This window comes from Marisediminitalea oceani (assembly GCF_003731635.1).
Taxonomy (GTDB): Bacteria; Pseudomonadota; Gammaproteobacteria; order Enterobacterales; family Alteromonadaceae; genus Alteromonas; species Alteromonas oceani.
The window spans coordinates 1-25,063 of sequence record NZ_RCUA01000012.1 but is presented as its reverse complement, the minus strand read 5'-3'; the positions used below and the strand labels follow the sequence as shown (position 1 = coordinate 25,063).

At 50.1% G+C, this 25,063-nt stretch carries 20 protein-coding genes; 15 read left to right on the top strand and 5 right to left on the bottom strand.

Annotation, left to right across the window (positions count from 1 at the left end; translation table 11 throughout):
* Window positions 1-206: 206 nt before the first annotated feature.
* The gene (rpmE, locus tag D9T21_RS03550; protein ID WP_073320774.1) at window positions 207-419 is read left to right on the top strand and encodes a 50S ribosomal protein L31; all 213 of its coding nucleotides are present in this window, start codon (window positions 207-209) and stop codon (window positions 417-419) included.
* 309 nt (window positions 420-728) lie between these two features.
* The gene (locus D9T21_RS03545; RefSeq protein WP_123323759.1) at window positions 729-1,967 is read left to right on the top strand and encodes a malic enzyme-like NAD(P)-binding protein; all 1,239 of its coding nucleotides are present in this window, start codon (window positions 729-731) and stop codon (window positions 1,965-1,967) included.
* Window positions 1,968-2,027: 60 nt separating this feature from the next.
* Here the strand turns inward: D9T21_RS03545 and D9T21_RS03540 are convergent, their stop codons facing one another.
* A complete protein-coding gene (locus D9T21_RS03540) occupies window positions 2,028-3,032 on the bottom strand; it encodes an AraC family transcriptional regulator (RefSeq protein ID WP_123323758.1) in 1,005 nt (334 codons plus the stop codon).
* Window positions 3,032-3,931, bottom strand: a complete 900-nt coding sequence (locus D9T21_RS03535) for a GGDEF domain-containing protein (protein ID WP_123323757.1) — start codon at window positions 3,929-3,931, stop codon at window positions 3,032-3,034. Before D9T21_RS03535 ends, D9T21_RS03540 begins: the two co-directional genes overlap by 1 nt.
* Before the next feature lie 317 nt (window positions 3,932-4,248).
* Here D9T21_RS03535 and D9T21_RS03530 point away from each other — a divergent pair, with 317 nt between their 5' ends.
* From D9T21_RS03530 to D9T21_RS03480, 11 genes are all read left to right on the top strand, one after another.
* Window positions 4,249-6,942 (top strand): TonB-dependent receptor, encoded by a 2,694-nt coding sequence (locus D9T21_RS03530; RefSeq protein ID WP_123323856.1) that lies wholly within the window; start codon window positions 4,249-4,251, stop codon window positions 6,940-6,942.
* Window positions 6,943-6,994: 52 nt separating this feature from the next.
* Entirely contained in the window at window positions 6,995-7,996 is a 1,002-nt protein-coding gene (locus D9T21_RS03525; RefSeq protein WP_123323756.1) for a purple acid phosphatase family protein, read from the top strand.
* Window positions 7,993-9,882, top strand: a complete 1,890-nt coding sequence (locus D9T21_RS03520) for a phytase (RefSeq protein ID WP_123323755.1) — start codon at window positions 7,993-7,995, stop codon at window positions 9,880-9,882. The genes D9T21_RS03525 and D9T21_RS03520 overlap by 4 nt, the downstream gene beginning before the upstream one ends.
* Before the next feature lie 270 nt (window positions 9,883-10,152).
* Entirely contained in the window at window positions 10,153-10,518 is a 366-nt protein-coding gene (locus D9T21_RS03515; RefSeq protein ID WP_123323754.1) for a response regulator, read from the top strand.
* Window positions 10,515-11,099: a chemotaxis protein CheC gene (locus tag D9T21_RS03510; RefSeq protein ID WP_123323753.1), complete on the top strand. Its 585-nt coding sequence runs from the start codon at window positions 10,515-10,517 to the stop codon at window positions 11,097-11,099. The genes D9T21_RS03515 and D9T21_RS03510 overlap by 4 nt, the downstream gene beginning before the upstream one ends.
* 6 nt (window positions 11,100-11,105) lie before the next feature.
* On the top strand, window positions 11,106-12,413 hold the full coding sequence (locus tag D9T21_RS03505; protein ID WP_123323752.1) for a sensor histidine kinase: 1,308 nt from the start codon (window positions 11,106-11,108) through the stop codon (window positions 12,411-12,413).
* Between the two features lie 32 nt (window positions 12,414-12,445).
* Window positions 12,446-12,979, top strand: coding sequence for a sigma-70 family RNA polymerase sigma factor (locus D9T21_RS03500; protein ID WP_105932848.1), 534 nt, complete (start codon window positions 12,446-12,448; stop codon window positions 12,977-12,979).
* A complete protein-coding gene (locus tag D9T21_RS03495; RefSeq protein ID WP_123323751.1) occupies window positions 12,976-13,683 on the top strand; it encodes an anti-sigma factor in 708 nt (235 codons plus the stop codon). Before D9T21_RS03500 ends, D9T21_RS03495 begins: the two co-directional genes overlap by 4 nt.
* 168 nt (window positions 13,684-13,851) lie before the next feature.
* Window positions 13,852-15,429 carry a DUF4331 domain-containing protein gene (locus D9T21_RS03490; RefSeq protein ID WP_123323750.1) on the top strand — a complete coding sequence of 526 codons (1,578 nt, stop codon included), beginning with the start codon at window positions 13,852-13,854 and terminating at the stop codon, window positions 15,427-15,429.
* 11 nt (window positions 15,430-15,440) lie between these two features.
* Window positions 15,441-15,935, top strand: a complete 495-nt coding sequence (locus D9T21_RS03485; RefSeq protein WP_123323749.1) for an Ig-like domain-containing protein — start codon at window positions 15,441-15,443, stop codon at window positions 15,933-15,935.
* Window positions 15,936-15,974: 39 nt separating this feature from the next.
* Window positions 15,975-17,027, top strand: a complete 1,053-nt coding sequence (locus tag D9T21_RS03480; protein WP_123323748.1) for a tetratricopeptide repeat protein — start codon at window positions 15,975-15,977, stop codon at window positions 17,025-17,027.
* On the opposite strand, the gene D9T21_RS03475 is transcribed toward D9T21_RS03480, so the two are convergent.
* Window positions 17,024-18,043: an MBL fold metallo-hydrolase gene (locus tag D9T21_RS03475; protein WP_123323747.1), complete on the bottom strand. Its 1,020-nt coding sequence runs from the start codon at window positions 18,041-18,043 to the stop codon at window positions 17,024-17,026. The genes D9T21_RS03480 and D9T21_RS03475 overlap by 4 nt on opposite strands.
* 96 nt (window positions 18,044-18,139) lie before the next feature.
* Between D9T21_RS03475 and D9T21_RS03470 the strand changes: the two genes are divergently transcribed.
* Window positions 18,140-20,491 (top strand): DNA polymerase II, encoded by a 2,352-nt coding sequence (locus D9T21_RS03470; RefSeq protein WP_123323746.1) that lies wholly within the window; start codon window positions 18,140-18,142, stop codon window positions 20,489-20,491.
* On the opposite strand, the gene D9T21_RS03465 is transcribed toward D9T21_RS03470, so the two are convergent.
* Complete coding sequence (locus tag D9T21_RS03465) at window positions 20,488-22,008, bottom strand: acetyl-CoA hydrolase/transferase family protein (protein ID WP_123323745.1); 1,521 nt, start codon at window positions 22,006-22,008, stop codon at window positions 20,488-20,490. The two genes, D9T21_RS03470 and D9T21_RS03465, sit on opposite strands and share 4 nt — an antisense overlap.
* 538 nt (window positions 22,009-22,546) lie before the next feature.
* Here D9T21_RS03465 and D9T21_RS03460 point away from each other — a divergent pair.
* Entirely contained in the window at window positions 22,547-23,254 is a 708-nt protein-coding gene (locus D9T21_RS03460; RefSeq protein ID WP_146129461.1) for a 2OG-Fe(II) oxygenase, read from the top strand.
* Between the two features lie 73 nt (window positions 23,255-23,327).
* Here the strand turns inward: D9T21_RS03460 and D9T21_RS03455 are convergent, their stop codons facing one another.
* Window positions 23,328-24,422: a glycosyltransferase family 2 protein gene (locus D9T21_RS03455; protein WP_105932857.1), complete on the bottom strand. Its 1,095-nt coding sequence runs from the start codon at window positions 24,420-24,422 to the stop codon at window positions 23,328-23,330.
* Between the last annotated feature and the right edge of the window lie 641 nt (window positions 24,423-25,063).

The following is a 25,063-nucleotide window of genomic DNA, read 5'->3' as shown; positions in this document are numbered from 1 at the left end:
GACATTATCAGGCTGATTTTAATTAGCGGTTATCCTAACATGCGGATAGCAAAGTATTGCACGAAAATACTTGATTGATTATTCGGCATCCATTAATATGCGCCGCTCTAAAAAGCAGGCGGTATGTCGCCTGTAGTGAAAATTAGTCACGTATGGTGGCCAACTTCGGGTTGGTTAGCGATGCGGCCTTATTTTGAGGTAATCCCATGAAACAAGATATCCACCCTAAATACGAAGAAATTACTGCTAACTGTTCTTGCGGTAATGAAATCAAAGTTCGTTCAACACTGGGCAAAGACATCAACCTGGACGTATGTTCAGCTTGTCACCCTTTCTACACTGGTAAGCAACGTAACGTTGACACCGGTGGTCGTGTTGACCGCTTCAAGAAGCGTTTTGGCGCACTGGGCAAAAAATAAGCCCAATCTTGAAGAAAAAGCGCCTTTACGGCGCTTTTTTTATGCCTGTTTTTTATCATTATGTTAATTGATTAGGGTAATGGTAAAGCCAATTTCCATAAGTAAAACAAATTACGATTATTTCTTCGGCAACGTGGCGTTCAAAGCCTGTTCGCGTTATGTTAGATAACATTCACAAGTTTGTAAGGTGCTATCACTTTTTCGGTTGATAGATACCATGCCATATGACATGCGCTGTGATACAGTTCGCCTACAATAACAATAACCTAGCGACTGGCTTACAAGATAAAAATTACAGGACTTACAAAAATGTCAGATTTTCGCCAACGTGCCCTCGACTACCACGCAAAACCTACGCCGGGCAAGATCCGCGTAGAGCTCTCCAAACCGGCAGAAAGTGTTGATGATCTCGCCCTGGCTTATAGCCCCGGCGTAGCGGAACCCTGCCGCGAAATAGCTGAAGATCCAAACGCTGCTTACACCTATACCGGCAAAGGCAATATGGTTGCTGTTATCAGTAACGGCACCGCAATCCTAGGCCTAGGTAACCTCGGTCCACTGGCCTCCAAGCCCGTAATGGAAGGTAAAGCGCTATTATTCAAACGCTTCGCCGGCCTTGATTCGATTGATATCGAGGTAAAACACCGTACCACTGAAGAATTCATTAATACGGTAGCCAATATCGCCGACACCTTTGGTGGCATTAATCTGGAAGATATTAAAGCGCCGGAATGCTTTGAGATTGAGCAGGAGCTGATCAAGCGCTGTAAGATCCCGGTTTTCCATGATGACCAACACGGCACCGCGATTGTAACAGCCGCCGGTATGCTTAACGCACTGGAAATTCAGGGCAAAGAAATCGGCGATGCTAAGATTGTTTGTATGGGTGCCGGCGCCGCTGCCGTTGCCTGTATGGAATTACTCATTAAATGTGGTGCCCAGCGTGAGCGCATTTATATGCTCGACCGTAAAGGGGTTATTCATACCCGCCGTGACGATCTCACGCCGCACAAGATGCTGTTTGCCAACAACACCGACAAACGCACCCTTGAAGACGTAATGGACGGCGCGGATATTTTTGTTGGGGTATCCGGCCCGGATTTACTGCCGCCTGAGGCACTGGAACTGATGGCGCCTAACCCGGTGGTATTTGCCTGCTCTAACCCGGATCCGGAAATTAAGCCTGAAGTGGCTTTAGCTACCCGTACTGATTTAATTATGGCTACCGGTCGCTCTGACTACCCTAACCAGGTAAATAACGTATTATGCTTCCCGTTTATTTTCCGTGGTGCACTGGATGTTCGGGCAACTGCCATTAACGATGAAATGAAAGTCGCTGCGGTAGAAGCGCTGCGTTCGGTATCCAAAGAGCCGGTACCTGAATCGGTATTAAAAGCCAGTAACGTGGACAGCCTGACTTTTGGTAAGGATTACATCATTCCAAAACCCATGGATCCGCGCCTGTGTAGCCGAATCGCCAGAGCCGTGGCTCAGGCCGCTATCGACTCAGGCGTAGCACGTCTTGAAGTGATGCCGGATTATCAGTAATCCCATTCCAATCGCATTATCAGGCCATCCTTCGGGGTGGCCTTCTTGTTTCAATTACTATTACGCTTCTCGAAGCTGACTGGGGGTCAGGCCGGTCCAGCGCTTAACAGCCCGGCGGAAGTTAGTGATATCCGTAAAAGCCATTTTTAACGCGCTCTGCTCGTTATTGAGCTTTTGCACCTGCAGGTAATAGATGGCCTGTTGGCGACGAATATCGTCGTGCAACAAACTAAAGGTGGTGTCGTGATCCGCCAGTTTGCGTTTTAGTGACGCCGGGCTTAAGCCGAGTTCTCCGGCAATAGCCGGCAAGGTAGCATTGCTGCTGCGGCGCAGATGATAGCGCACGGCATCAAGCAAGGTTACGCGATACTCCCGCAGCTCCAGAAAACGACGCAAGGCAAACTGCTTAAACATGCGGTTGGGCTGTAAACACGGCGTTGCCAGCTCTGCTCTAGCCACTTTGATGGTAAAGAAGGGCTGGTCGAAAGTCAGTCTGAATCCCAGTCCTTCTTCGTATTCCTGGATCTGCCGCGGGCTGGCGAAGGGAAAAGAAAAATGCAGCGCCAGCCGTTTACCGGTGCAGTGCCGGGCCAGCGCCACCAGCGCCGCGCAATAGGCTTCGGCCATAAAACGAAACTGCTTACCACTGCCCATGGCGTCCTGTAAAACCAGTAGTATATCGTCGCCCTCGTCATAGCGAAAAGCAGAAACAAAAGGGTAAAGGCGGGTCTGAAAAGACGGCAGTGTCCGCAGGCATTCGCCAAAATTCCGCGCATGGGTAAAGTATGGCAGCGCGTCGTTAACAAATGCCGACACTAGATGATGCCCAAACTGAAAGGCCAGGTCAAAGCCTTTGTAATGCTGGGTAGCGTTGCCGCACAAGCGTTGTAGCTGATTACAGCTTAGAGGCTTTGCAGTAAGTAAGTCTTCACTAAATATTCCCGTACCACGCAACAGCTTTTGCTCCGGGGCACCACGGGCCAGCGCAACCTGCACCAGGCTTTGGGCAAGCTGGCGGGCTGGCAGAGCTTTATCGGTGCGGGTAAGCAAAGCGTTGTGCGTCATCAGGCTGCCTGCCGGGAAGTCTCATCTAACTGACGATTAAGGCCAGCCATCATTTCAGCCAGCGTTACCTGCTGTTGTAACTGGGCACTGACACTGCGCACTGAGTGAAAAATCGCAGTAGTCTGGCCGCCACTTCTGAATGCCACGTTGCGAATGCTGCACTCTAACTGACGGGCAAACTCGCTGGCCTCCTCCGCGGCAATTTCTGGCATCAGGATAACAAACCGGTCGCCGGCATAGCGGCAAGCCAGGTCGACGGCTCTGAGGTTCATCACGATTAACTGCGAAATTTCTTTTAAGAACCGATCCCCTTCGGCATGGCCATAGCGCAGATTAAACTGCGAAAAATCATTTATATCCAGTACCACAACTGCGGCCTTAACGCCCTGTTCCTGCAACTCCATGGCTCTGGCTCGCCAGTAGTCGGCCCGGTAAAGCTGGGTGATGACATCGATTTGATCGTGGGCGCGATACCACATTTCGCGGCGTTGCAGCTGTTTATTAAGCGCCAGCTGTTCCTGATGCCACCAGTACAACGCAATGCTCATCACAATCATGCCCATTGCCGCCGGAATAGACTCCACCACACTGAGCCAATGAGCCGCGTCGCTGTAAAAGGTAAATTCATCAAACACATCGAGCATGGCCGAGAAGTTAAAAAAGGACAGGCCCGCCACCAGCAGCGCCGTGACCTTGCCCGGTGGGCGGCTGATCATCACTGCAGTTATCCAGCACAAAGTGAGCAGGCAAATACTGCCCTCGCCAACGACATCCAGCCATTCAACTTCTGCGATATCTTTTAACTGGCCATTGGTAACGCATAACGTTACTGCCAACCCCAACACCAGTACCACAAATGCCAGTAAGCCCCGGTGACGTGTTAATAAACTAAAATCCATCATCTTTTCCGCATGCAAAAACGTGTTTACCTGCGCCTATTGTTAATTGAGACGCCGGTAATCATAGGGGTCATTCTGGCTCAGGAATATGACACTGATGTGATGAAGCAGCCCTTTTCTTCCGTTTTATTTTGATTTTTTCGCTAATAAACAAAGGGTTGAACGGGGGTCATTTTGGCTCACCTAGTTTGAAAAAAGCGCTTTTTCGGCTGTTTCCGGCTATTTTTCAGGCAACTACGCCTGACGCCGTCATCGATTTGTCATTTTTGCTTTCTACGGTAGCCGCCAACACATACACACAACTTAAGAGAACACTCATGAAAAATCGTATTTCCAGCCTGGCGTTGGCTGTCAGTACCGTTTGTTGCTCATTTGCTTCGATAGCAGCGGATAATGCCGGCTTAATTGGCCAGTTGACCAACAGCAGTCAGGACCGCGTTTTTGCCGGGGCAAAAATTGAAATTACCGAGCTGGGTCAGGAAACCTTTTCCCGCCGTGATGGCACTTTTCGTTTTAATAACCTGCCGGCCGGTAACTACACCCTGGTAGTCACTTATTTAGGCGCAGAGCCGGTTTCTCGCCAGATTACTCTTACCGAAGGTGAAAACATTACGCCGATAATTACTCTGGAAGGTGCCACTGAATCACTGGAAGAGGTTATGGTTCGCGGTCAGCGTGGCGGCCAGGCCAGCGCTATCAATCAGCAACGCATGGCTGACAACATTAAATCTATTGTTTCAGCCGATGCCATTGGTCAGTTCCCTGATCAGAACGCCGCCGAATCACTGCAACGCCTGCCTGGTTTGTCTATCGAACGCGATCAGGGTGAAGGCCGCTTCGTGGGGATCCGTGGTATCGATCCTAACCTGAATAACGTGACCATCAACGGCCTTAACGTACCTTCTCCGGAGGGCGGAGTTCGCTCAGTTGCTCTGGACGTGATCCCATCTGAGCTCATCCAGACCCTGGAAGTGTCTAAGTCTGTAACGTCGGATATGGACGGCGACGCGATTGGTGGTTCGGTAGAAGTGAAATCAGTAAGTGCCTTTGACCGTAAAGGCCAGACTGCCAGTTTATCGGGTCAGTTGAGCCAGAACGAATTGCGCGATGAGATGAGCCCGAAACTTTCCGGTACCTACACCAATCTGTGGAACGATACTTTTGGTGTGGCGGCAGCCCTATCTTATTTCAAACGGGATTTTGGTTCAGACAACATTGAGTCCAACGCGGATGACGAAATTGAACAACGTCATTACACCATTACCCGTGAACGCTTAGGGGCAGCGGTGAACCTCGACTACCGCCCAGACTTCAACAACTCTTATTTTCTGCGCACTCTGTACAGTGAATTCTCTGACGAAGAGTATCGTCAGCGCAATACCTTTGTGTTTGACGGCGAAGACTCTGAGGTGGAGCGTGAGTCGAAAGATCGTTACGAAGCCCAGTCTATTCTTACCCTCGCTGCCGGCGGTGAGCACGTGCGCGGTGAGTGGACTTTCGATTATCAGCTTGGTTACGCTAAATCTGATGAAGATGAGCCGGATGCCCTTTACTACACCTTTATCACCGAAGACGACAGTATCGAGGGTGATATGGAGCGGGTAATCCCCAGCATTACCTACGCCGACTCGGTGAATGACTTCAATAACTACGAGGTCGACGAAATTAGCTTTGAGGATAACTACGCGAAGGATACTGAAAACAGCATTAAAGCGAACCTGAGCAAAACTTTTGCCGAAGACCCCTATCTCAGCGAAATCAAAGCCGGTGTGAAATACCGTACCCGTACTAAAACCGTCGACAGCAACATCTACATTTACGACGGTGACTTTGATGACATGGATCCCACGCAGTTTGCTGCCAGCGACGTAGACTGGGGGCTGGGTGACTTTGGACCAGGCCTTAACCGTGGCGAGATGCGCACCTATTTCAACCAAAACCGTGGTTCGCTGGAGCTGGCCGATCTGGACTCAGAGCTTGAGTCAAATGGCGCGTCTTACGAAACCAATGAAGATATCTTTGCTGCCTACTTTATGGGCACCTTTGATATTAACGATGTGCACATTGTGGCCGGTGTTCGTTATGAGAAAACCGACTTCGATACTTCCGGCATGCGCGTTGAGCTGATTGAAGATGAACAAAATGACGTTGAAGACGTAGTCAACACGCCATGGCAGTCAGAGCGCAGTTACGACCACTTCCTGCCAAGTATTAACGTTAAGTACAACATCTCAGAAAAACTGATTGTTCGTGGTGCTTATACCCAGACAATTTCACGCCCAGGCTTTGAAGAATCGGCCGCTTTCCAGATTATTGAAAGCAAAACCGAAGAAGACGATGGCGTGTTTGTGACCGAGCGTGAAGCCGAAGTAGGTAACCCGCAATTACTGCCCTACGAGTCAGAAAACTTCGACCTGTCGGTAGAATATTATCCGGGTCAGATTGGCGTGCTGTCTGCCGGTTTATTCTACAAGCAAATCGATAACTTCGTGATCTACGCCGATGTAGCAGGTATGCAGGGCTGGGAAGGTTACGACGAAGTCATTCAGCCGCGCAATGGTGAAACCGCCGATCTCACTGGTTTGGAACTGTCGTGGGTTAAAGCCTTTGATAACGGCTTGTTACTCTCTGCTAACGGCACCTTCTCATCCTCTGATGCCACCACGCTGCTGGACGGTGAAGAGTATAAAACCAGCCTGCCTAACCAGTCTGATACCGTTGGCAACCTGACCGTAGGTTACGAAGACAACGACTGGAGTCTGCGTCTGGCTATGACCTACAAGAGTAAGAACCTGGAAGAAATCGACGGTGACATGTTGCGCATGGAAGATGCCCACCAGCAGTTCGATTTTATGGGTAAATACTATATCAACCAGGATCTGACGGTGTATTTCAACGCCATCAATATTAACGACGAGCCTTACTATCACTACTTCGACCGTCGTAGTCAGAATGCCCAGTACGAAGAGTACGGCCGTACCTTCGAAATTGGTTTTAACTGGCAGCTCTAAGCTCTATCGGTAATAAGGCGGGCTAATGCCCGCCTGAATCTTAAGGTTTTCAATGAAACTCATACAATTACTTACACTCACCACGATGCTTTGCGCGCCACTGACCCAGGCTCAGTCTGCTCAGCAGGAAGTCTTGGGTGAGCACTATTACCAGACCAATCAGATCCAGTCTTCATTAACCGAAAGCGGTGATAACTATACGTTTCTGGTGGTCGGCGACTGGGGCCGCAATGGCCATTTCGCCCAGCGAAGCGTTGCCAAATGGATGGATATAGCTGCGTATCAGTTTGATGCCGAAATGATCATTTCCACCGGCGATAATTTTTACGATAACGGCATTGCTTCGGTTAATGACCCCTACTGGCAGACTTCCTACGAGAATATTTATCATGGCCCGCACCTGTTTATCGACTGGTACGTGGTGTTAGGCAATCACGACTACCGCGGAAACTGGCAGGCACAAATCGATTACTCGGCTGTCAGCCGCCGCTGGAATATGCCGGCACAGTACTTTGATAAGCTCATTAGCCTGGAAGAAGGTGGTTCGGTTCACCTGGTGTTTTTAGATACCAGCCCGCTTAATCCCGATTACCAGCACGAAGCCAAATATCAGGAAACCCAGCGTCAGGATAGCAAGGCCCAACTGGCGTGGTTTGAGCAAACCCTGAAGCGGCATAAAAACGCCGACTGGACCATTGTGATTGGTCATCACCCACTTTATTCCAGTGGTAAACGGTACGGTAAAACCAGCGCTGTGCGCGGCGTTATAGAGCCACTTCTGGAACAGTACGAGGTGGATGCCTATATCGCCGGACATGAGCATGATCTGCAACATAATAAACCTGCCGGCAGCAGTGTAGAACACTTTGTTTCCGGTGGCGGCTCTGAGATCCGCCCGGTGGGTCAGCGCGAGTTTACCGCGTTTGCCAAATCATCCGCCGGCTTTGCTTTAGTGCGGGTTAATCAACAACAGTTCACCCTTGAATTCATTGATGATAAGGGCGAAGTCATCTACCAGTATGCACTGGATAAAAACAGGGAGTCAGCCCAATGAAAACCCTTAAATTTACTCTGGGGCTGATTGCCAGCCTCACCCTGGGCGCCTGTACCGCCAGTGATCCAGGTAGTACTCAGCCAGCTGAACCTGAGTCAGCTTTAACTCTGCGTGCCCTCCCCGTGGCCGGTGAGAGCCTTAAACCAGTGGTCACCAACACACTCAAAGGGTACCTGGTCACCAGTGAAGCTGAGGGGCTTATCTGGGTGTCGCCACAAGGTCAGCAGATTAGCCAGTTTACCGACCACATAGCTCAGGCAGACTGGCGTTTCTTGCCCGGCTCAGACAACCTCATTGCCATTGCCGCCATTGATCAGAATACTTCAGAACTGCATTTACTGACGCTCGATATTGCAACCGGAGAGTTTTACTTAAAGGCATCGGTACCCTCAGATATTGCCGACCGTGAAACCCTGTGTCTGAGCCGTCAGGACGATACGCTACACCTGTTCAGCTCCGATGCCCGGGGACTGATGTCGCACTACCTGCTGAACACCGGGCAGAACTGGCAGCTCACGCCAATCCGGAAAATGATGGTAGGGCCGGATCTGTCATCCTGCGCAGTAACAGATGAAAGCAACACGCTGTTAATAGCCGAAGAAGGCACCGGAATCTGGCACTACAGTGGCGACGCTGAAGGCGAAAATGCCCGTACTCTGGATTACTTCTCCAGCGGCCCGGAACTGGAATCGGTAGCCGCCCTGACAGATGGCCGCTATTTTGCAGTGGCTACCGACCAACCGCTAATTTATGAACGTGGTCAGCGTAACCGCCAATGGCCTCTGGCTGCAGAACGTGAGCTTAAATCAGTCAGTGCCGCCGTGGCCGGCGATACCCTTTATCTTGGCGCTTTTGATGAAGCCAGCGGCGAATTACTCGCTGCTACGCTTAATAATACTGCCCCCGCCACCAGCACTAACAATAAGGTATATACCTTAAGCGCCGACGTGCAAACCACACCCGTCAACCGCTATGGCGATGCCGCTGATGATCCGGCTATCTGGGTAAACCGTCTCAATCCTTCTGCGAGCCTGGTGTTGGGCACCGATAAAAAATACGGACTCAATGTCTATTCACTAACAGGTGAGCAGTTACAATCATTGCCTACCGGCCGGGTCAATAATGTGGATGTGCGTTATCAGATTGATACGCCGGCCGGCAAGCAGGATATCGCCGTTGCCAGCAACCGTTCATCACAAACGTTATCGGTATATTACATCTCCGCTACCGGTGAGGTAACTCACGCCGCTGAACTCCCAACAACCTTGTCGGATGTTTACGGCTTATGCAATGGGGTTATCGATGGTCGGTTGCATACGTTTATTAACGATACCGACGGTCGCTATCAGCAATATGCCTTCACTTTTAGCGGGGACGGCCCTGCAGCAGAGCTCGTTAGTGAGTTTACCCTGCCCAGCCAGCCGGAGGGATGTGTAGTTGATGATGCCAGACAAGTACTCTACATGGGAGAGGAAGCCGCAGGCATATGGCAAAAGGCGCTATCACAGCCGCTCAGCGCACCACGTCTGATTGCCACTGTGGGAGCGGATGTTGAAGCCGATATTGAAGGCATGGGTATTTATACACTGGAAGATGAGCGCTATCTGGTAGCCTCCAGTCAGGGCAACAGCCGGTTTACGGTGTATGCGCTTGATGATGGTAACCGTTTGCTGGGAACCTTCCGGGTCGGTATCAACGGTGCCAGACAAATTGATGGCGTATCCGAAACCGACGGTCTGGAAGTCACCTCAACTGCTCTCGGACCGCAGTTCCCGGACGGACTTATGGTGGTTCAGGATGGCCGCAACGTAATGCCAACCGCCCCTCAAAACTTTAAACTGATTAGCGGCAGCAAGCTCGCTGAGTTTATTCGCCAGAAACGTTAACCTCCCTCGATCCGGCTCCCTCTGGTGGGCCGGATCGCACGCTTAAAGCGCCGTTCACTTCGCCGGGCCGTCACTTATCACCCTGAATACTCAGGTATAAGATCACATAAACATAATGCCCGAGCACCCCATAAAATAACCAATAGTCACATTTGTCACCATTTTCATATCCTGAGATGATAACTAGCTGGTCAGATAAATAACCGCATCCAACTTGCAGGATTGTAAAAATGGCAAATACTTATATGAAACCGGAAGTCGGAGTCCTTTATGAGTTTAACAGTGTTGGTGGCAGATGATTCAAAGCTATCCCGACGCAGCGTTATCAGAGCGTTGCCGCCGGAGCTTGAAACAACAGTCATAGAAGCTACCAATGGAAAAGAGGCCATCGAAACCTTGTCCGGTAATGCCGTACAACTGGTTTTGCTTGACTTAACCATGCCTGAAATTGATGGTGTGGGCGTGCTTGAATACCTTTCTGAGCAACCTTCATCACCTGATGTAATTGTTATCAGTGCCGATTTCCAGCCGGAGAAACAGCGCATAGTGATGTCGCTGGGCGCCAAACGGTTTTTACGCAAACCACTGGATAAGGAAGAACTGGCAATGACCTTATTTGAGTTGGGTTATCTATGAACGATACCATTGCCCTGTCTGAAGACCAGCGGGATGCCTTACAGGAATTAATGAACATTTCCATGGGTCAGGCTGCTAACAGCCTGGCCCATCTAATCGAAACTAAAATTGGCATTTCGATACCTAAAATCACCGCAGTTACCCCGGACGGGCTGTATGAGTTAGTCAGTCACCATCAGCAAGCCTATTACACCCGCCAGTCTTTTATGGGCGACATTCACGGCGAAGTGATGTCGATTCTTACCCAACACGGACTAACAGAAGTGGCAGAGCTACTCGAGTATGAGCAGCCACTGTCCGAAAACGACATCAATGAAACCATTCTGGAGCTGTCTAACATCCTTGCCGGTGCTTGTCTGGCCGGGTTGTCTGAACAACTCGAGCTGGCTACCAACCTGCAGATGCCAACGTTATTTGCGCCACAAAAAAGTGACTTTTCACAATATGACTGGCAACACAGCCTGGTAATGGAAGTAAAATTCGACATTCAAATTTCATCGTTCACCATGCGTGTGGTGTTTTGCCTGGACGATGCTTCATTGACGCGGCTCAAATCGACGATCGACGAGCTACTGGGCTAGTCCTTTATGAATAACCCGTTGCTGGATAAACTGCCAGTCGGAATTTGTCTGGTAAATGAAGCCTATGAAATTGTTTACCTGAATGCTTTTTTTCTCGACCGGATGCCGGTTGAGCTGCGAGGTGATGCATTAGGCAAACCCCTGGCCGATGTTTTTCCTGAGCAAATCAAGTTTCTGAAGCGACGCATAAAATCGGTTTTTGTTCTTAAACATCCCAGTTTCAGCTATTGGGAACAACGCCCGCACATCTTTCCTTTTAAAAGCAGCCGCCCCATCACTGGCGAAGAAACCCAGATGGTACAGAATATGGAAATTGTACCTCACAAGGATACCGAAACCGGCGAACAGTATGCCTGCATTCTAATCCAGGATGTCACCGCTCAGGCCAGTTATTTTAAAGCTCAGGCCCAGCTCGCCGAGGAATTAAAAGCAGAACACGAAGCCCAGCGCAAACTGATCCGCAAACTCGACAGAGCCCAGTCACAGCTCATTCAGGCAGAAAAAATGGCCTCAACAGGTCAGCTTGCCGCTGGCATTGCACACGAAATTAATAACCCCATGGGCTTTGTTACGGCCAACTTAAATACGCTGGAGCAGTACGCACAGAATTTGCTGGAAACCTGTCAGGCCACCAAAAAACTGGTTGCCAGTCATGCACCTGAGCATATTGAGGCACTGGAGGATCTCTTTGACGCCACCCATGTCGAGCTTATCGAAGAAGATATGGGCCCACTGATTCAGGAGTCTAAGGATGGTCTTAAGCGGGTCAGCGAAATTGTCTCTACGTTACGCTCTTTTGCCGAAGAGCCGCAGCACACCTGGGGTTACCTGAACTTACACGACACGGCAAATCAACTGGTACAACTTATCAGCACCCAGTTTAAACGACCGCGCTTCAAAGTCACCTGTGAGCCTGACCAGCTAAAATGGTATTGTGAATCCGCCAGCTTAAAACAGGCCCTCACTAATCTGATGATGAACGCCGCTCAGTCGATTGACGAAAATGGCCTGGTGATGCTCGATATCAAACAAACCAGCAGCGGCGGTGTTGCGATAAAAATAGTTGATACCGGCTGCGGTATCAGTGAAGCCAATCTGAAACGTGTTTTTGAACCGTTTTTTACTACCCGGCCAGAAGGCAAAGGTCAGGGGCTCGGCCTCTCTGTGGCCTATTCCGCTATTGAAAAACATAAAGGCAAACTGGCGATTAACAGCCGCGAGGGTAAAGGCACCGTGATTGAGGTACGCTTACCCGTATTAAAAGAGCAAGAAGAGGAAAAATCTGCATCCAATCCAAGCACTGAATCGTTATAAGCCAGACAGGCTCATCAAAAATTGAGGAAACAATGGAACAGGAAACCTTATTACCCTTGTTGTGCGGCACAGCGCAGGGAAAAAAACAGGACTTTGCCAGGCTCTATCAAATTACCAGCGGGCAGGTATATGCGGTAGTGTTGAAGATGCTACAAAACACGGCACTTGCAGAAGAAGCCACCCAGGATGCCTACATTAAAGTGTGGCATAACGCCGGCAGCTATCAGCGGGGGAAAGGCACGGTCTTAACCTGGATCATCAGTATTGCCCGCTACCGGGCACTGGATCTGATGCGCCACCACAAGGTACGAAAAGAAACCCCGCTGGATGACGATGATCACCATCCTGATGAAAACAGCAATATTGCTGCCAGTGAATTAGCCCACCCGAAGTTAAATGAATGCATGGATGAACTGGATAATCAGCAGCGCCAGGCCATTCATCTGGCCTACTTTAACGGCCTGTCTCACCAGGAAGTGGTCGATCACTTATCCTCGCCATTAGGTACGATTAAAAGCTGGATCCGACGGGGCCTGCAAAGTTTGCAGAGGTGTCTGTCAGTATGAATTATAAGAACGAAACTTTACGCAATGCACTGGCCGCTGAATACGTTTTAGGTACTTTACGCGGCGGAGCACGCCGGCGCTATCAACAACTGATGATGGAAAGCCAGCTGATTACCGAGACCACCTGGATGTGGGAGCAGTATCTCAACGGATTGGGTCAGAACGTCCAGCCGGTTGAGCCACCAGCATCAGTATGGCAGGCCATTGAACGCCAGCTGGGACTTGCTGATGACTCAGCAGACAGCAATGTGGTGACAATGCCGGCCGCCAAATCCTCAAGACCTGTGGTATGGCAGGCTATCGCCGGACTGGCAACGGCAGCAGCAATTATTCTGGCGGTAGTACTGATGCCAGCTACACCACCAGTCAAGGCACCGGTAACGGATATAGCCGTTGTCACCGATGCTGAAGCAAAACCGCTGTGGCTGATTGAGATCAGCACCTCTACCCTGGCAGTCAGAACTACTGCCAATCTCACAGCCAGAACCGATAAAGACTTCGAGCTCTGGATGGTCCCCGCCGATGGCGGTGCGCCAATTTCGCTGGGTCTTTTACCGGAAGGCGGCCAACTGGCTATCAGCCGCCCGGACTGGTTTGATTTAGCCGATATTGCCGCCCTGGCGGTAAGTCTTGAACCGAATGGTGGTTCACCATCCGGTGCGCCAACCGAGGTCCTCTATATCGCGCCAATCAGCGCAGTTTAACCTGCCTTTGTAATAGCCCCCGCCCGGGGGCTATTTTTATTTTTCTCTTGCCCCAAAGCCGCCTCAATAAAATAAAAAACAACTTTTATTTATTTTTTTAAATTATTTTGCATCCACTGCCCTGAGTTAGTCGTTTGGCTTAATACACCAACAAAAAGGGGTAACACCATGCAAAAACTACTACTCTCTGTCATGATCGGCAGCGCACTTGCAGCAACGGCTGTGCAGGCATCCAGTCACCGTGAAGCACCGGGTATCGCCCGCGCGCCGGCTCTGGACAGTACCGATTTTTATGCCTTTAACAGCTACGAAAGTGGCCGTGAAGGCTATGTAACACTTATTGCTAATTACATTCCATTACAGGACGCCTACGGCGGTCCGAATTACTTTGCCATGGATCCGGCAGCCGAGTACGCCATTCACATTGATAACGATGGCGACGCCATGGAAGACATCAGCTTTGCCTTAAAATTTACGCCCATGCTGGCGGCAGATAATCAGGGCGTGGCGCTGACGGTAGGCCCTGAAGGTAATCAGCGCAGTGTCAAAGTCCCGCTCAAAAATGTTGGCCCGGTGAGCGCCGAAGATATGAGCGCGGTTAACTTTTCTGAGCAGTACTCGCTGATGATGGTCGAAGGCGACATGCGCAGCGGCGCCCGCACCGAAATAATGCCAATGGATGCCATGTATTTTGCCAAGCCACTCGATTACATTGGCAACAAAACATTTTCCAGCACCGCTGAATACCAGCGCTATGCCGACCAGTATGTTTATAATGTGATGCTGCCCGGCTGCGAAATGCCAGCCAGAGTGTTTGTAGGCCAGCGCAAGGATCCGTTTGTAGTCAACCTGGGCAAAACCTTCGATTTGGTTAACTATGTGCCAGTGGAGGGCGACAGTATGCCCGGCGCAGGCGATGGTAATGGCTTCCCTGGCGGCATTACTCAGTCAGACAGCAATGACGATCTGGCCGATAAAAACGTTACCAGTATTGCCCTTGAAGTACCGGCCAGCTGCGTAACCGGCGACGGTAACGGCACTATCGGTGCGTGGACCACTGCCAGCCTGCCACAGGCCAGAATACTCAACCCTAACGCCACCTTCAGTAAACCCGAGGTGCAGGGCGGCGCGATGACTCAGGTGTCACGTTTGGGTAACCCACTGGTCAACGAGCTGGTTATTGGTATTGGTGATAAAGATAAGTTCTCTACGTCACACCCTGCCGACGATGGCCAGTTTGCCGACTATGTCACCCACCCTGCTCTGCCAGAGCTGCTGAACATCCTGTTTCGTGATGCAGTGAATTCCACACTGGGCACCGACATAGACACTCTGGCACCGACTAACTTTCCGCGTACCGATCTGGTCACGGCGTTTTTAACAGGTTTCCCGGGCGTTAATCAACTTGCCACGGTCACACCGTCTGAAATGCTACGCCTGAATACGGCCATACCGGCAACGCCGGCTGCTGAGCAATCCTGGGCCGGGGTAGCAGGCGACGACCTGGCGGGTTTTCCTAACGGCCGTCGTCCTGGCGATGACGTTGTCGATATCGCTTTGCGCGTAGTCATGGGGCGGCTGTGTTACCCCATCCCGGTGAATGGTGAGGAAACCGATCTGGGCTTATGCGACAGCAGTGATGCCAGTGTGGGCAATGTGCCCTTTACCGATGGTGCTCCGCTGGATGCCAGCATGATGGACAGCAGCTTTCCGTACCTGACAACCCCACTGCCTGGTTCAGAATAAAGGAGGCTGTAATGAATAAGCTCATACCAATATGCGCCCTGAGTATCGCGCTGACTGGCTGCTTTGACAGCGATGATAAAGACAGTTACGACGATATTAACCGGGCGCCGGTAGCCAACGATTTGGATATCACTACCCAGACCGAAACACCGGTTACCGACATGCTGACGGCCACCGATGCCGATGGTGATGGCCTGACTTACGCGCTTTCCGGCGAGCCTGCTTTTGGCAGCGTTACCGTATCAGGTAGCGGGGAGTTTACTTACACCCCTAATGCGGAAGTCACTGGCACCGATAGCTTTTCGTTTACGGTTTCCGACGGCACCGCTTTTGCGGTGACCGGTAACGTAACCATTACCATTGAAGCACTTGAGGTACCGGTATCTACAGCGGTGCGATCGGCATTCAACCAAAACGCCGATGACACGCCACTGGCGGTAAATGGCCGACTCTATATTCAGGATACAACCAATCCTGCTGAGTTTGACGATTTACTCAACAATTAAACCGCAAGCCAGGGACGGCGACCTTTAAGGAGCAGTGATATGAAACGTATTTTCCCCATCAGCCTGACACTCACCGGATTACTCACCGCCTCGCTAGTCACGTTTATAGCGCTGGCGCTGATTGGTGTAAAACAAGCAGTAGCCCACACTTATCATAGCCACAAGCCGGTAAAACCGGTGACCATGACCGCCGATCAAATGAGTGAGCTGGTAAACCAAAGCACTCGCCCCGACTTTAATGAGCAAGACTTAGCGCCGATAATGGCAACGCTTGTAAAACTGGCAGAAGGTGATCGCATTACTCATCAGGAGCGCCTGGTTTATGCCCGCCTGCTGCAACATCAACACAAGTTTGCTGATGCGCTGGTAGAGCTTGAGACACTGCTGTCAGAGCGTCCCGACCAGCCATCGGCTCTATTATTACAGGCAAATGTTCAGCTTAATCAGGGGCAGCCTGCACTGGCAAGGCAAACCTGCTTGCAGCTCATGGGCAAAACTTCAGAACTGGTTATGGCGACCTGTTTGTTGGAAGCCAACATGCAGCTGTCGCCGTCGACTCAGTATTATTCGCAGTTACACAACATCAGCGAGAAGTTTCCGGCGGCATCAACAGAGATAGCTTTATGGGTTAACGAGGTCCTGGCCGACATGGCACTGTTTGCTAATCAGCCTGCTACCGCGATTAAGCATATAGAGCAGCATCCCGACAGCAAATGGCCAATCAGTAGCTGGGTTGCCTGGTCGAAAGCCAAGCTGGCCCTGCAGCAAGGCAATGACATACTGGCAAGGCTGGCACCTGAAATAGCCGACAATCCGGCCCCAAACGACAGCGCGCTACTTTATCTGGCGCTTGCTGAACAGCAAACCGGCGAGGGGCTAAAATGGACAACGGCCATGGCCCAGCGGGTATTTATTCGCGAGCAACGTGGTGATACCACCCATGCCGCTGAAGTGGCGCTTTATTACCTGCACCTCGCGGCCGAGCCACAGCAGGCACTGCACTGGGCCAATATTAACTGGCAACAGGCTAAATCATTTAATGATGAACAGCTGCTCAGCAAAATTCGCCAGCTCGCAGCAGCAGAGGGCTAACCGTTTTCACAGGTCTGGTAACGATAAACGCCATGCTCATCGCACTGGCGGGTTACCAGCCCTGTTTTTAACAGATGATTGAGGTGAGCCAGGCCTTCTGCCAGGGCAAAAAATAACATCTGCCCGCTTAACTTTCGTTTATAGAGTACCGGCAGGCATGCCACTAGTGACCGCGGCGTTTTACAATGGGCCAGCAATCTGTCGAGCAATGCCTGGTGATGCTCTGCTAATTCATCGCAGCGAGTATGTAAGCCAGTATAAGGTTGGTTGTGAGCAGGGAGAACCAGCGTATCTGGCGGTAACTGTTTGAGCTGATCCAGACTACGCAGGTATTCGGTTAAGGGCTGTGCTTCGGGCTCGCGACTATAGACACCAATATTAGGCGAAATATAGGGCAGGATCTGGTCACCGCCAATTAACAGATTGGCCTCGGCATCAAACAGGCAAACGTGCTCCGGCGAGTGCCCGCCATAACTCAGGATCTGCCATTGCCGGTTACCGATACGCAATGATTTACCCGCCTGTAGGCGCCGGTACGCCAAAGGGATAGGCGCCACAGAGTCAACGTATTTACTATGATCGCTGACATAGCTTTGGGCCTCGGTCTGGCTTAAGCCTGCCTTAACGAAATAATCCACTTCCACGGAGGTATCAGCGCCCGGGTTGGGCGAGAAATAAGCAATCGCCCCGTAATATTCCAGCGCGCTCATATACAGCGGCACTTTATACGTCTGACACAGCCAGCCCACTAACCCGCAATGGTCAGGATGCATATGGGTAGCTATTACGCCTGCTACCGGCTTATCCAGGGCGACCAGCACCTGCTGCCAGATAGCCTTACTGCGCTCACTTTGTACCCCGGTATCCACCACATACAGGCCTTCATCGGCTTCCAGTATGTACAGATTGATATGATCGAGGGCAAAAGGCAGCGGCATACGAAGCCAGTAGACGCCGGCGGCGACCTCGCAAAAGCTGCCCGAGGCTGGTATCGAATGGGTACTTGGCGTTATCATTAGGACTACAACATTAATCAAATCTGCGTTTACTATACCATTGCCATTTCATGACTTCTGCCACTGTGCGTTAGATTTACCGGGCTATACTATAAAATGACGACCACGTTAACCGGTCAGGGCATGGTGCTAACCGCCAGAGTGCTACCAAAGGGCGCTCAACAAGCCCTCGAAATCTGGCTTGCCACTGAACAGGGGCCGGTCAAGCTCATTACACCGGTGCAACCGGCCACCTGTTTTGTGACGCAAGATGCGGCCGCAAAGGTTGCTGCGATTAGTCAGGCCCAACAGTTAAAAGCCAGCCTTAAAAATCTGCCGCTTAATACCTTCGCGCATGAGCCGGTAAGCGTAATAAAATGCCAGCAGGACCGTCAGTTACATATTCTCAGACGCCACTGTGAAGAACAAGGCGTGACGCTCTTTGAGGCGGATATCAAAACCCCGGATCGCTTTTTTATGGAGCGCTTCATCACCAGCGGTGTGCACTATCAGGGCGTTGCTCAACAGCACGACAATACGGTGGTCCAGGCACGCTTAAAACCGTCGGAGTATCGCTGCGATCTGAACGCCTTTTCCTTTGATATAGAATGCGATGAGCATGGCCATTTATATTCCATCGGCATTGCCTCCCCTACGTTAAATGTTGTGCTGATGATCGGCGAGCCTGAAGATGCTGAGGTGCCTTTTGAAATTATCTGGTGCGCAAACGAAACCGCGTTGTTAACCGATTTTATCAGGCTCATCCAGCACCACGACCCGGACTTACTGATTGGCTGGAACATTAAGCAATTCGACCTGCCGGTATTACATGATGCAGCGACCCGCTGCGGCCTTAAACTTGCGCTCGGACGGCAACACAGCAATGTGGATATTAAAGTGTTTGATGATAACCGGGCTTTGGTGGATGTCCCCGGGCGGGCCATAATTGATGGCATTGAGGGACTGAAAACTATGACCTTTCAGTTTGATTCTTTTGCCCTGGATAACGTTGCCAGCGAATTACTCGGTAAACGTAAACTCATTGACGATCCCGACAAGCTCGGCGCCATAAAAAAGCTCTTCACTCACGACAAATTAGCACTGGCAAAATATAACTTTGAAGACTGCGTGCTGGTTAATGACATCGCTGAACAGGTGCGGCTGATTGATTTTTTGATTTTGCGCAGTGAATTAACCGGCCTGCGCCTGGGCCGCCCCGGTGGCTCGGTAGCCTCATTTATCAATTTATACCTGCCCAAGTTACACCGGGCAGGCTACATATCGCCCAATCGTCCGGCGGATGGCGGCCTGGCCAGCCCTGGCGGTTATGTGATGAGCTCCAAGCCCGGACTCTATCAGAATGTGCTGGTACTGGACTTTAAGAGCCTGTACCCCTCGATTATTCGGACCTTCAAAATCGATCCTTTAGGGTTAGTGGAAGGGCTTAAATCACCCGAAACCGCCATTCCCGGCTTTAAAGGTGCCAGCTTTCACCGTAGCCAGCACTTTTTACCGGATATAATCACCAACCTCTGGCAGCAACGCGACGAAGCCAAGCGCCAGCAGGATAAACCCCGTTCCCAGGCCATTAAAATTCTTATGAATTCCTTTTACGGGGTGCTTGGCAGTGGTGGCTGCCCTTTTTACGATCCCCGACTGGCCAGCTCCATTACCATGCGTGGCCACGAAATTATGCAACTTACAGCTGAGTGGATCAAAGCGTCGGGCTATGACGTGATCTACGGCGATACCGACTCTACCTTTGTACATATTGCTGATGACATAACCGCTGAGCAGGCATGGGAGATTGGCAAGCGATTAGAGCAAGACATTAACCAGCGTTGGCAACAACGTATTCGCGAGGAGTTTGATTTAACCTGCGAACTGGAAATTGAGTTTGAAACCCATTATGAGCGCTTTTTTATGCCCACGATTCGCGGCTCCGAAGCGGGCAGTAAAAAGCGCTACGCTGGTTTGATTCGCCGTGAGGGTAACACCGAACTGGTGTTTAAGGGGCTGGAAAACGTGCGCTCAGACTGGACCCAGCTGGCCAAGGATTTTCAGCTCGAGCTCTACACCCGGATCTTCAACGACCAGCCGGTTGATGATTATGTGATGACGATCATCAGTGGTATTAAGCAGGGCGAATTTGACGATGGCCTGGTGTATACCAAACAGTTACGCAAACCCTTAAAGGAATACACCAAAACGGCACCGCCTCATGTTAAAGCCGCGCGCCATGCCGATGAAGAAAATGCCCGAACAGGCAAGCCATTGCGCTACCAGAAGCGCACGAAAATTCGTTATGTAATGACCACCACGGGCCCGCAGGTGGTTGAATATTGCAGTCAGCCGCTGGATTACGATCACTATATAGAAAAGCAAATCCGGCCAATCGCCGACAGTATCCTGCCAGCCATTGGCGGTGATTTTGAGTCGCTGGCCAGCCAGCAACTGGGGCTTTTTTAATCCTGACGCATGGTGCCGGTTTGTTCAAACCGCTCGTGCCAGCTCAGTGCTTCATTGAGTAGATGAGGAGTGTGCATGCCTCTGCCACTAGCGCAGGCCCGCTCATAATAATCGAGCAGCTGATCCTTGAAGTCGGGATGGGCGCAATTGTTGATAATCACCCGGGCGCGCTGACGAGGCGACAGTCCGCGTAGGTCGGCCAGTCCCTGCTCCGTAACCACTACTTTTACGTCATGCTCGGTATGATCCACATGGGAGACCATGGGCACTATGGCTGAGATGGCGCCATTTTTAGCGGTGGATGGGGTCATGAAGATAGACAGGTAACCGTTGCGGGCAAAGTCACCCGAGCCACCAATCCCGTTCATCATGCGCGTGCCCATCACATGGGTAGAGTTAACGTTACCGTAAATATCCGCTTCAATCAGGCCGTTCATGGCGATAATCCCTAAGCGGCGGGCAATCTCCGGATGATTACTGATGTCCTGCTGGCGCAGAATGATTTTTTCACGATAAAAGTCGATGTTCTCATTCAACTCAACCAGCGCATCCGGACTTAGCGAAAATGCGGTTGCTGAAGCCACGGATAAAGTGCCACTTTTAAGCATTTGTAGCATGCCGTCCTGAATCACTTCGGTGTAAGCCGATAGATTTTTATAGCCGCCGTTATCCAGACCGCTTAGTACTGCGTTAGGGATATTACCTACGCCAGACTGCAGTGGTAGCAGGTTAGCCGGTAAGCGGCCTTTGTTAATCTCGTGCTCAAAAAATTCCAGAATATTGGCGGCAATTTGCTCTGACACCGCATCTGGTGGTGAAAACGGGCTGTTGCGATCGGGCGCGGAGGTTTCAACCACGGCAACAATTTTCTCCCGGGGAATATCCAGATACTGGCTGCCAATGCGATCGGCCGGCTCATTCAGTAAAATGGGTTTGCGCTGTGGCGGTAGAGCCGTGCCGTAATAAATATCATGCATGCCTTCAAGCTTTAGGCTCTGCTGACTGTTAACCTCAAGAATGATCTTGTCGGCCTGCTCTACCCAGGTTTTATTATTGCCCACGGAGGACGACGGAATAATACGACCGTCTTCGTGGATCCCCGCCACTTCAATGACCGCCACATCCAGATCGCCTAAAAAGCCTGACCAGGCATATTGCGAAACTTCAGAAAGATGCAGATCGATATAGTGCATCTGACCGCTGTTAATCTGCTGACGGCAGATGGGATCAGACTGATAAGGTAAGCGTAAATTAATGCCATCGGCGTCGGCCAGCACGCCATCGAGTTCCGGCGCAGTTGATGCACCTGTCCACAGATTAATTTTAAACGGTTTTTTAAGATCGCGCTGGATTTGCGCTTTATTTACCAAAGCGCCGGGCAAGGCCTTAGGATAACCAGCGCCGGTAAAACCACTCATACCAACAGTATCACCGTCGCGGATAAAGTCGGCGGCCTGCTCGGCGGTCATGATTTTTTGTTGTAATTCAGGGCACAGAATTCTGGAATGAGAAAACATGAAAGCTCCATACTTAGCAGAAAAGGAAAAGAACGCACCTGAGTGTGAAAAAGGTGCGTTTAAGTGCGGCAGGAAAGCCACAAAAACTGACACTTTATAGACTTATCCAAAAGTATATATAAGACCTAAGTGGTAGATGTGGCGGGAGTTGTAGCAATTTGGTTAAAGGCAAAAACAGCGCGCGAGTTTATTGTGAATAATTGGTAAAACCATAAAATAACAATTTGATTTATATTCTTATTAATTTTTGATCTATATTATGCACTGTTTTTAGATAGGTATTGGGTGGCTGTTTAAGCCACCCAACCGTGGGGTTTATAAGCCGCAGGATAAACAGACTTTCCCGTCATTTTTTCCAACCAGAGAGCATGCGGGGGTAAGCCCTGGCGAGCCGCTTTTAAGCTTGGCAGCTCAGGCAGAGTTTTATATAGTTTTAGTAGAACTATTAGCCAAAAACGAGAAGCTAAGTTTCTCAGTTCGCAGGCTTAATGACAAAATCCAGGCTCATACCGATAAATTAAAAAAAACAGGAAGCAACTTGCAGATTACTTTTCACCCCGAAATCAACTTTGAAGCAATTAGTGCTGAATACCAGCATGATAAACGCGTAAGAGTGCAAAGTTTGATCCCTATGGATCAGGCTGAACAGGTTTACAACAGTCTGAGCAAAGAAGCGCCCTATAAGCTGGCATTGCTCCGCGATGGCAGGCCAACCACGCTAGCAGACAATGAGTGGAAGCAACTGCCTGATAATCAAAAGCAGAGTCTTCATACTGAAACCATGCAAAATGCTGCTAAAGGGATCGGATTTATTTATGGCAGGTATCAGCTATCTAATCAAAAAGAACCTATTGCTAATCTGGCCGCACTACATCAATGGTTAAACAGTGAAGAGGTGCTGAGCTGGGTTCGGGAAATGAGTGGCCATCAGGATATTGTTGCGGCGAGTGCCCAGGCCACCCGTTACACTGCAGGCCAGTTTTTAACCCGCCATATGGATACACACAGCACCGAACAACGTCGCCTGGCCTATGTGCTCAGCTTTTCGCCAAACTGGCATCCGGACTGGGGTGGTCTGTTACAGTTCTACGAGAAAAATGGTACGCCAAGAGATGCCTGGGCGCCGGGCTTTAATACCCTGAGTATTTTCGATGTAGAGCACATCCACAGTGTTACTTACATCACGCCTTTTTCATTAACACCCAGGCTCTCTGTTACAGGTTGGTTCAGGGCTACACCTCTCTGATTTCGCCCGTGCCTGATATCACTACCCGGTAAATCTGATCAATGACCGGGTTACTTATTCAGCGGCGTTAGTTTCAATCGTTATTGAGCTGCTGATAATCAGCAAGAGCCTGACACGCTTCTTCAAGCGTGACGTTTCTTAATATTTTATGTATTACACCGGCTTCTGCCAGAGGTGCACTACGGATATTGTTGAGTACCTTATAAAAACGTTGTTTAACGCCATCTCTGGCACGTTCGAGTATTTCCTCTGCTTCGTAGTTCGTCAGGCTGGTATTCACGGCTTTTTGGTACGCGGCCAGGGCCGATTTAGAAAACTCTATCGTTTCGAATGCTTTTTTATTCTCAAAACCAGCACGGTTACTTTTAAATATAGAAACAACACTTTTGCCCCTTCCAACAACGCCTCTATCGAGACTGGCGATATACTCGATCTGACTCCGGTATTTACGGTGTAACACAAATGCCCTTGGCGGCAGGGTGTCTGTGGCGGCGAGGGAATGATAGCGATTAGATGGTACAAACGGGCTGAACGATGATTCGAGTTTGATAAGTGAGTTATCCAGTATATTGTGCGGGTTTAGTAAACCTGGCGTAATAAAGGACTTATAGACAGACTTTAACTGCCTTGCAGGTTGTACCCGTATACTTTCGTCGAGTGCGGTTGAAAAAGGTGTATAGTCAGACACCTTGTTTGCCCACTGAAAGCTCAGCACATCAAAGTAAGGGGCAGACTGTATGAAATCTGCTATGGAAGTGCTCAGATCATAGGGCACCCAGAACTCATCGATATCCAAAAACATCACATGATCGAAGCCTTGCTTTTTGGCAGCGCTGAAAGCATGACGATATATTTCAATTTGAGGTTTCGCCTTAGATCTTTCAAATACAGCGTCGGCATTAATAAATTGAACAGACTCTGATGAAAAAGCGCGGGCAACTTCAGGGGTGTTATCACTACAACCGTTGTAGTGAATTTCAATTGCAGCAAAGCCAAAGTGTAAATGGTGACAGATCCATTCTGGTAAATAAGCCGCTTCATTTTTAGCTATGGCAACCAGCTTAACCTTTGGAGCTGAATTGTTTTGTTTATAAGCCCGACGATAACGCGGATAAGTCAGTGCTGCGAGCTTCGACTGAATGACATAGTAAATCGTACTTAGCTTCATATTACTTGTACAAATATCCCTTTTTCATTATGACCGCACTATACTTTTTATTAGTTGTCTGTGGTAGTGGTGCTGATATTCTAGGTTTTATTTAGCACCGTATGAGGCGCTCTTTTTTACTCTACGGTTGTACGATGGGGGTCCCGGTCTTCGCTGAGCGAAACCGGGATGACGGTTCTTTTTATATTTAATTAATAAAGCTCTCACATGGGGGTGAAGAACGGTGCTTCGTAGAAGTATGACGAATGCCGGTGGCATTCGACAAGTGATGAACGCGAGGCATGGATGCCGAGCTGGATGCCCCCTACAGGGAAGTATCACTAAAGGACACTGTTCGAAGAGCGTCTATGGATATGACTCTCGATGGTTGGGTCTTCATAGGAGTGGCACGTCAGTGCCTTTCTAAGCAAAAGGGCTATCCAGATAATGTTGTTAGCAATGATGATGTTTCACTGAACGCCGCATACAAAAAAAGGCTACCCAAATGGATAGCCTTTTTTCTTAGAATGGGAGCCCCGTAGCCGGCGCGGGACAGTGTTCTACTCTCACATGGGGGCGGAGAACGGTTTCAAGCAAGCAAACCGTTTTGCTTGCTCCGTTCGGAGCGGCTTCGCCTCTGGCGAAGACTGGGGGCCCCCTTC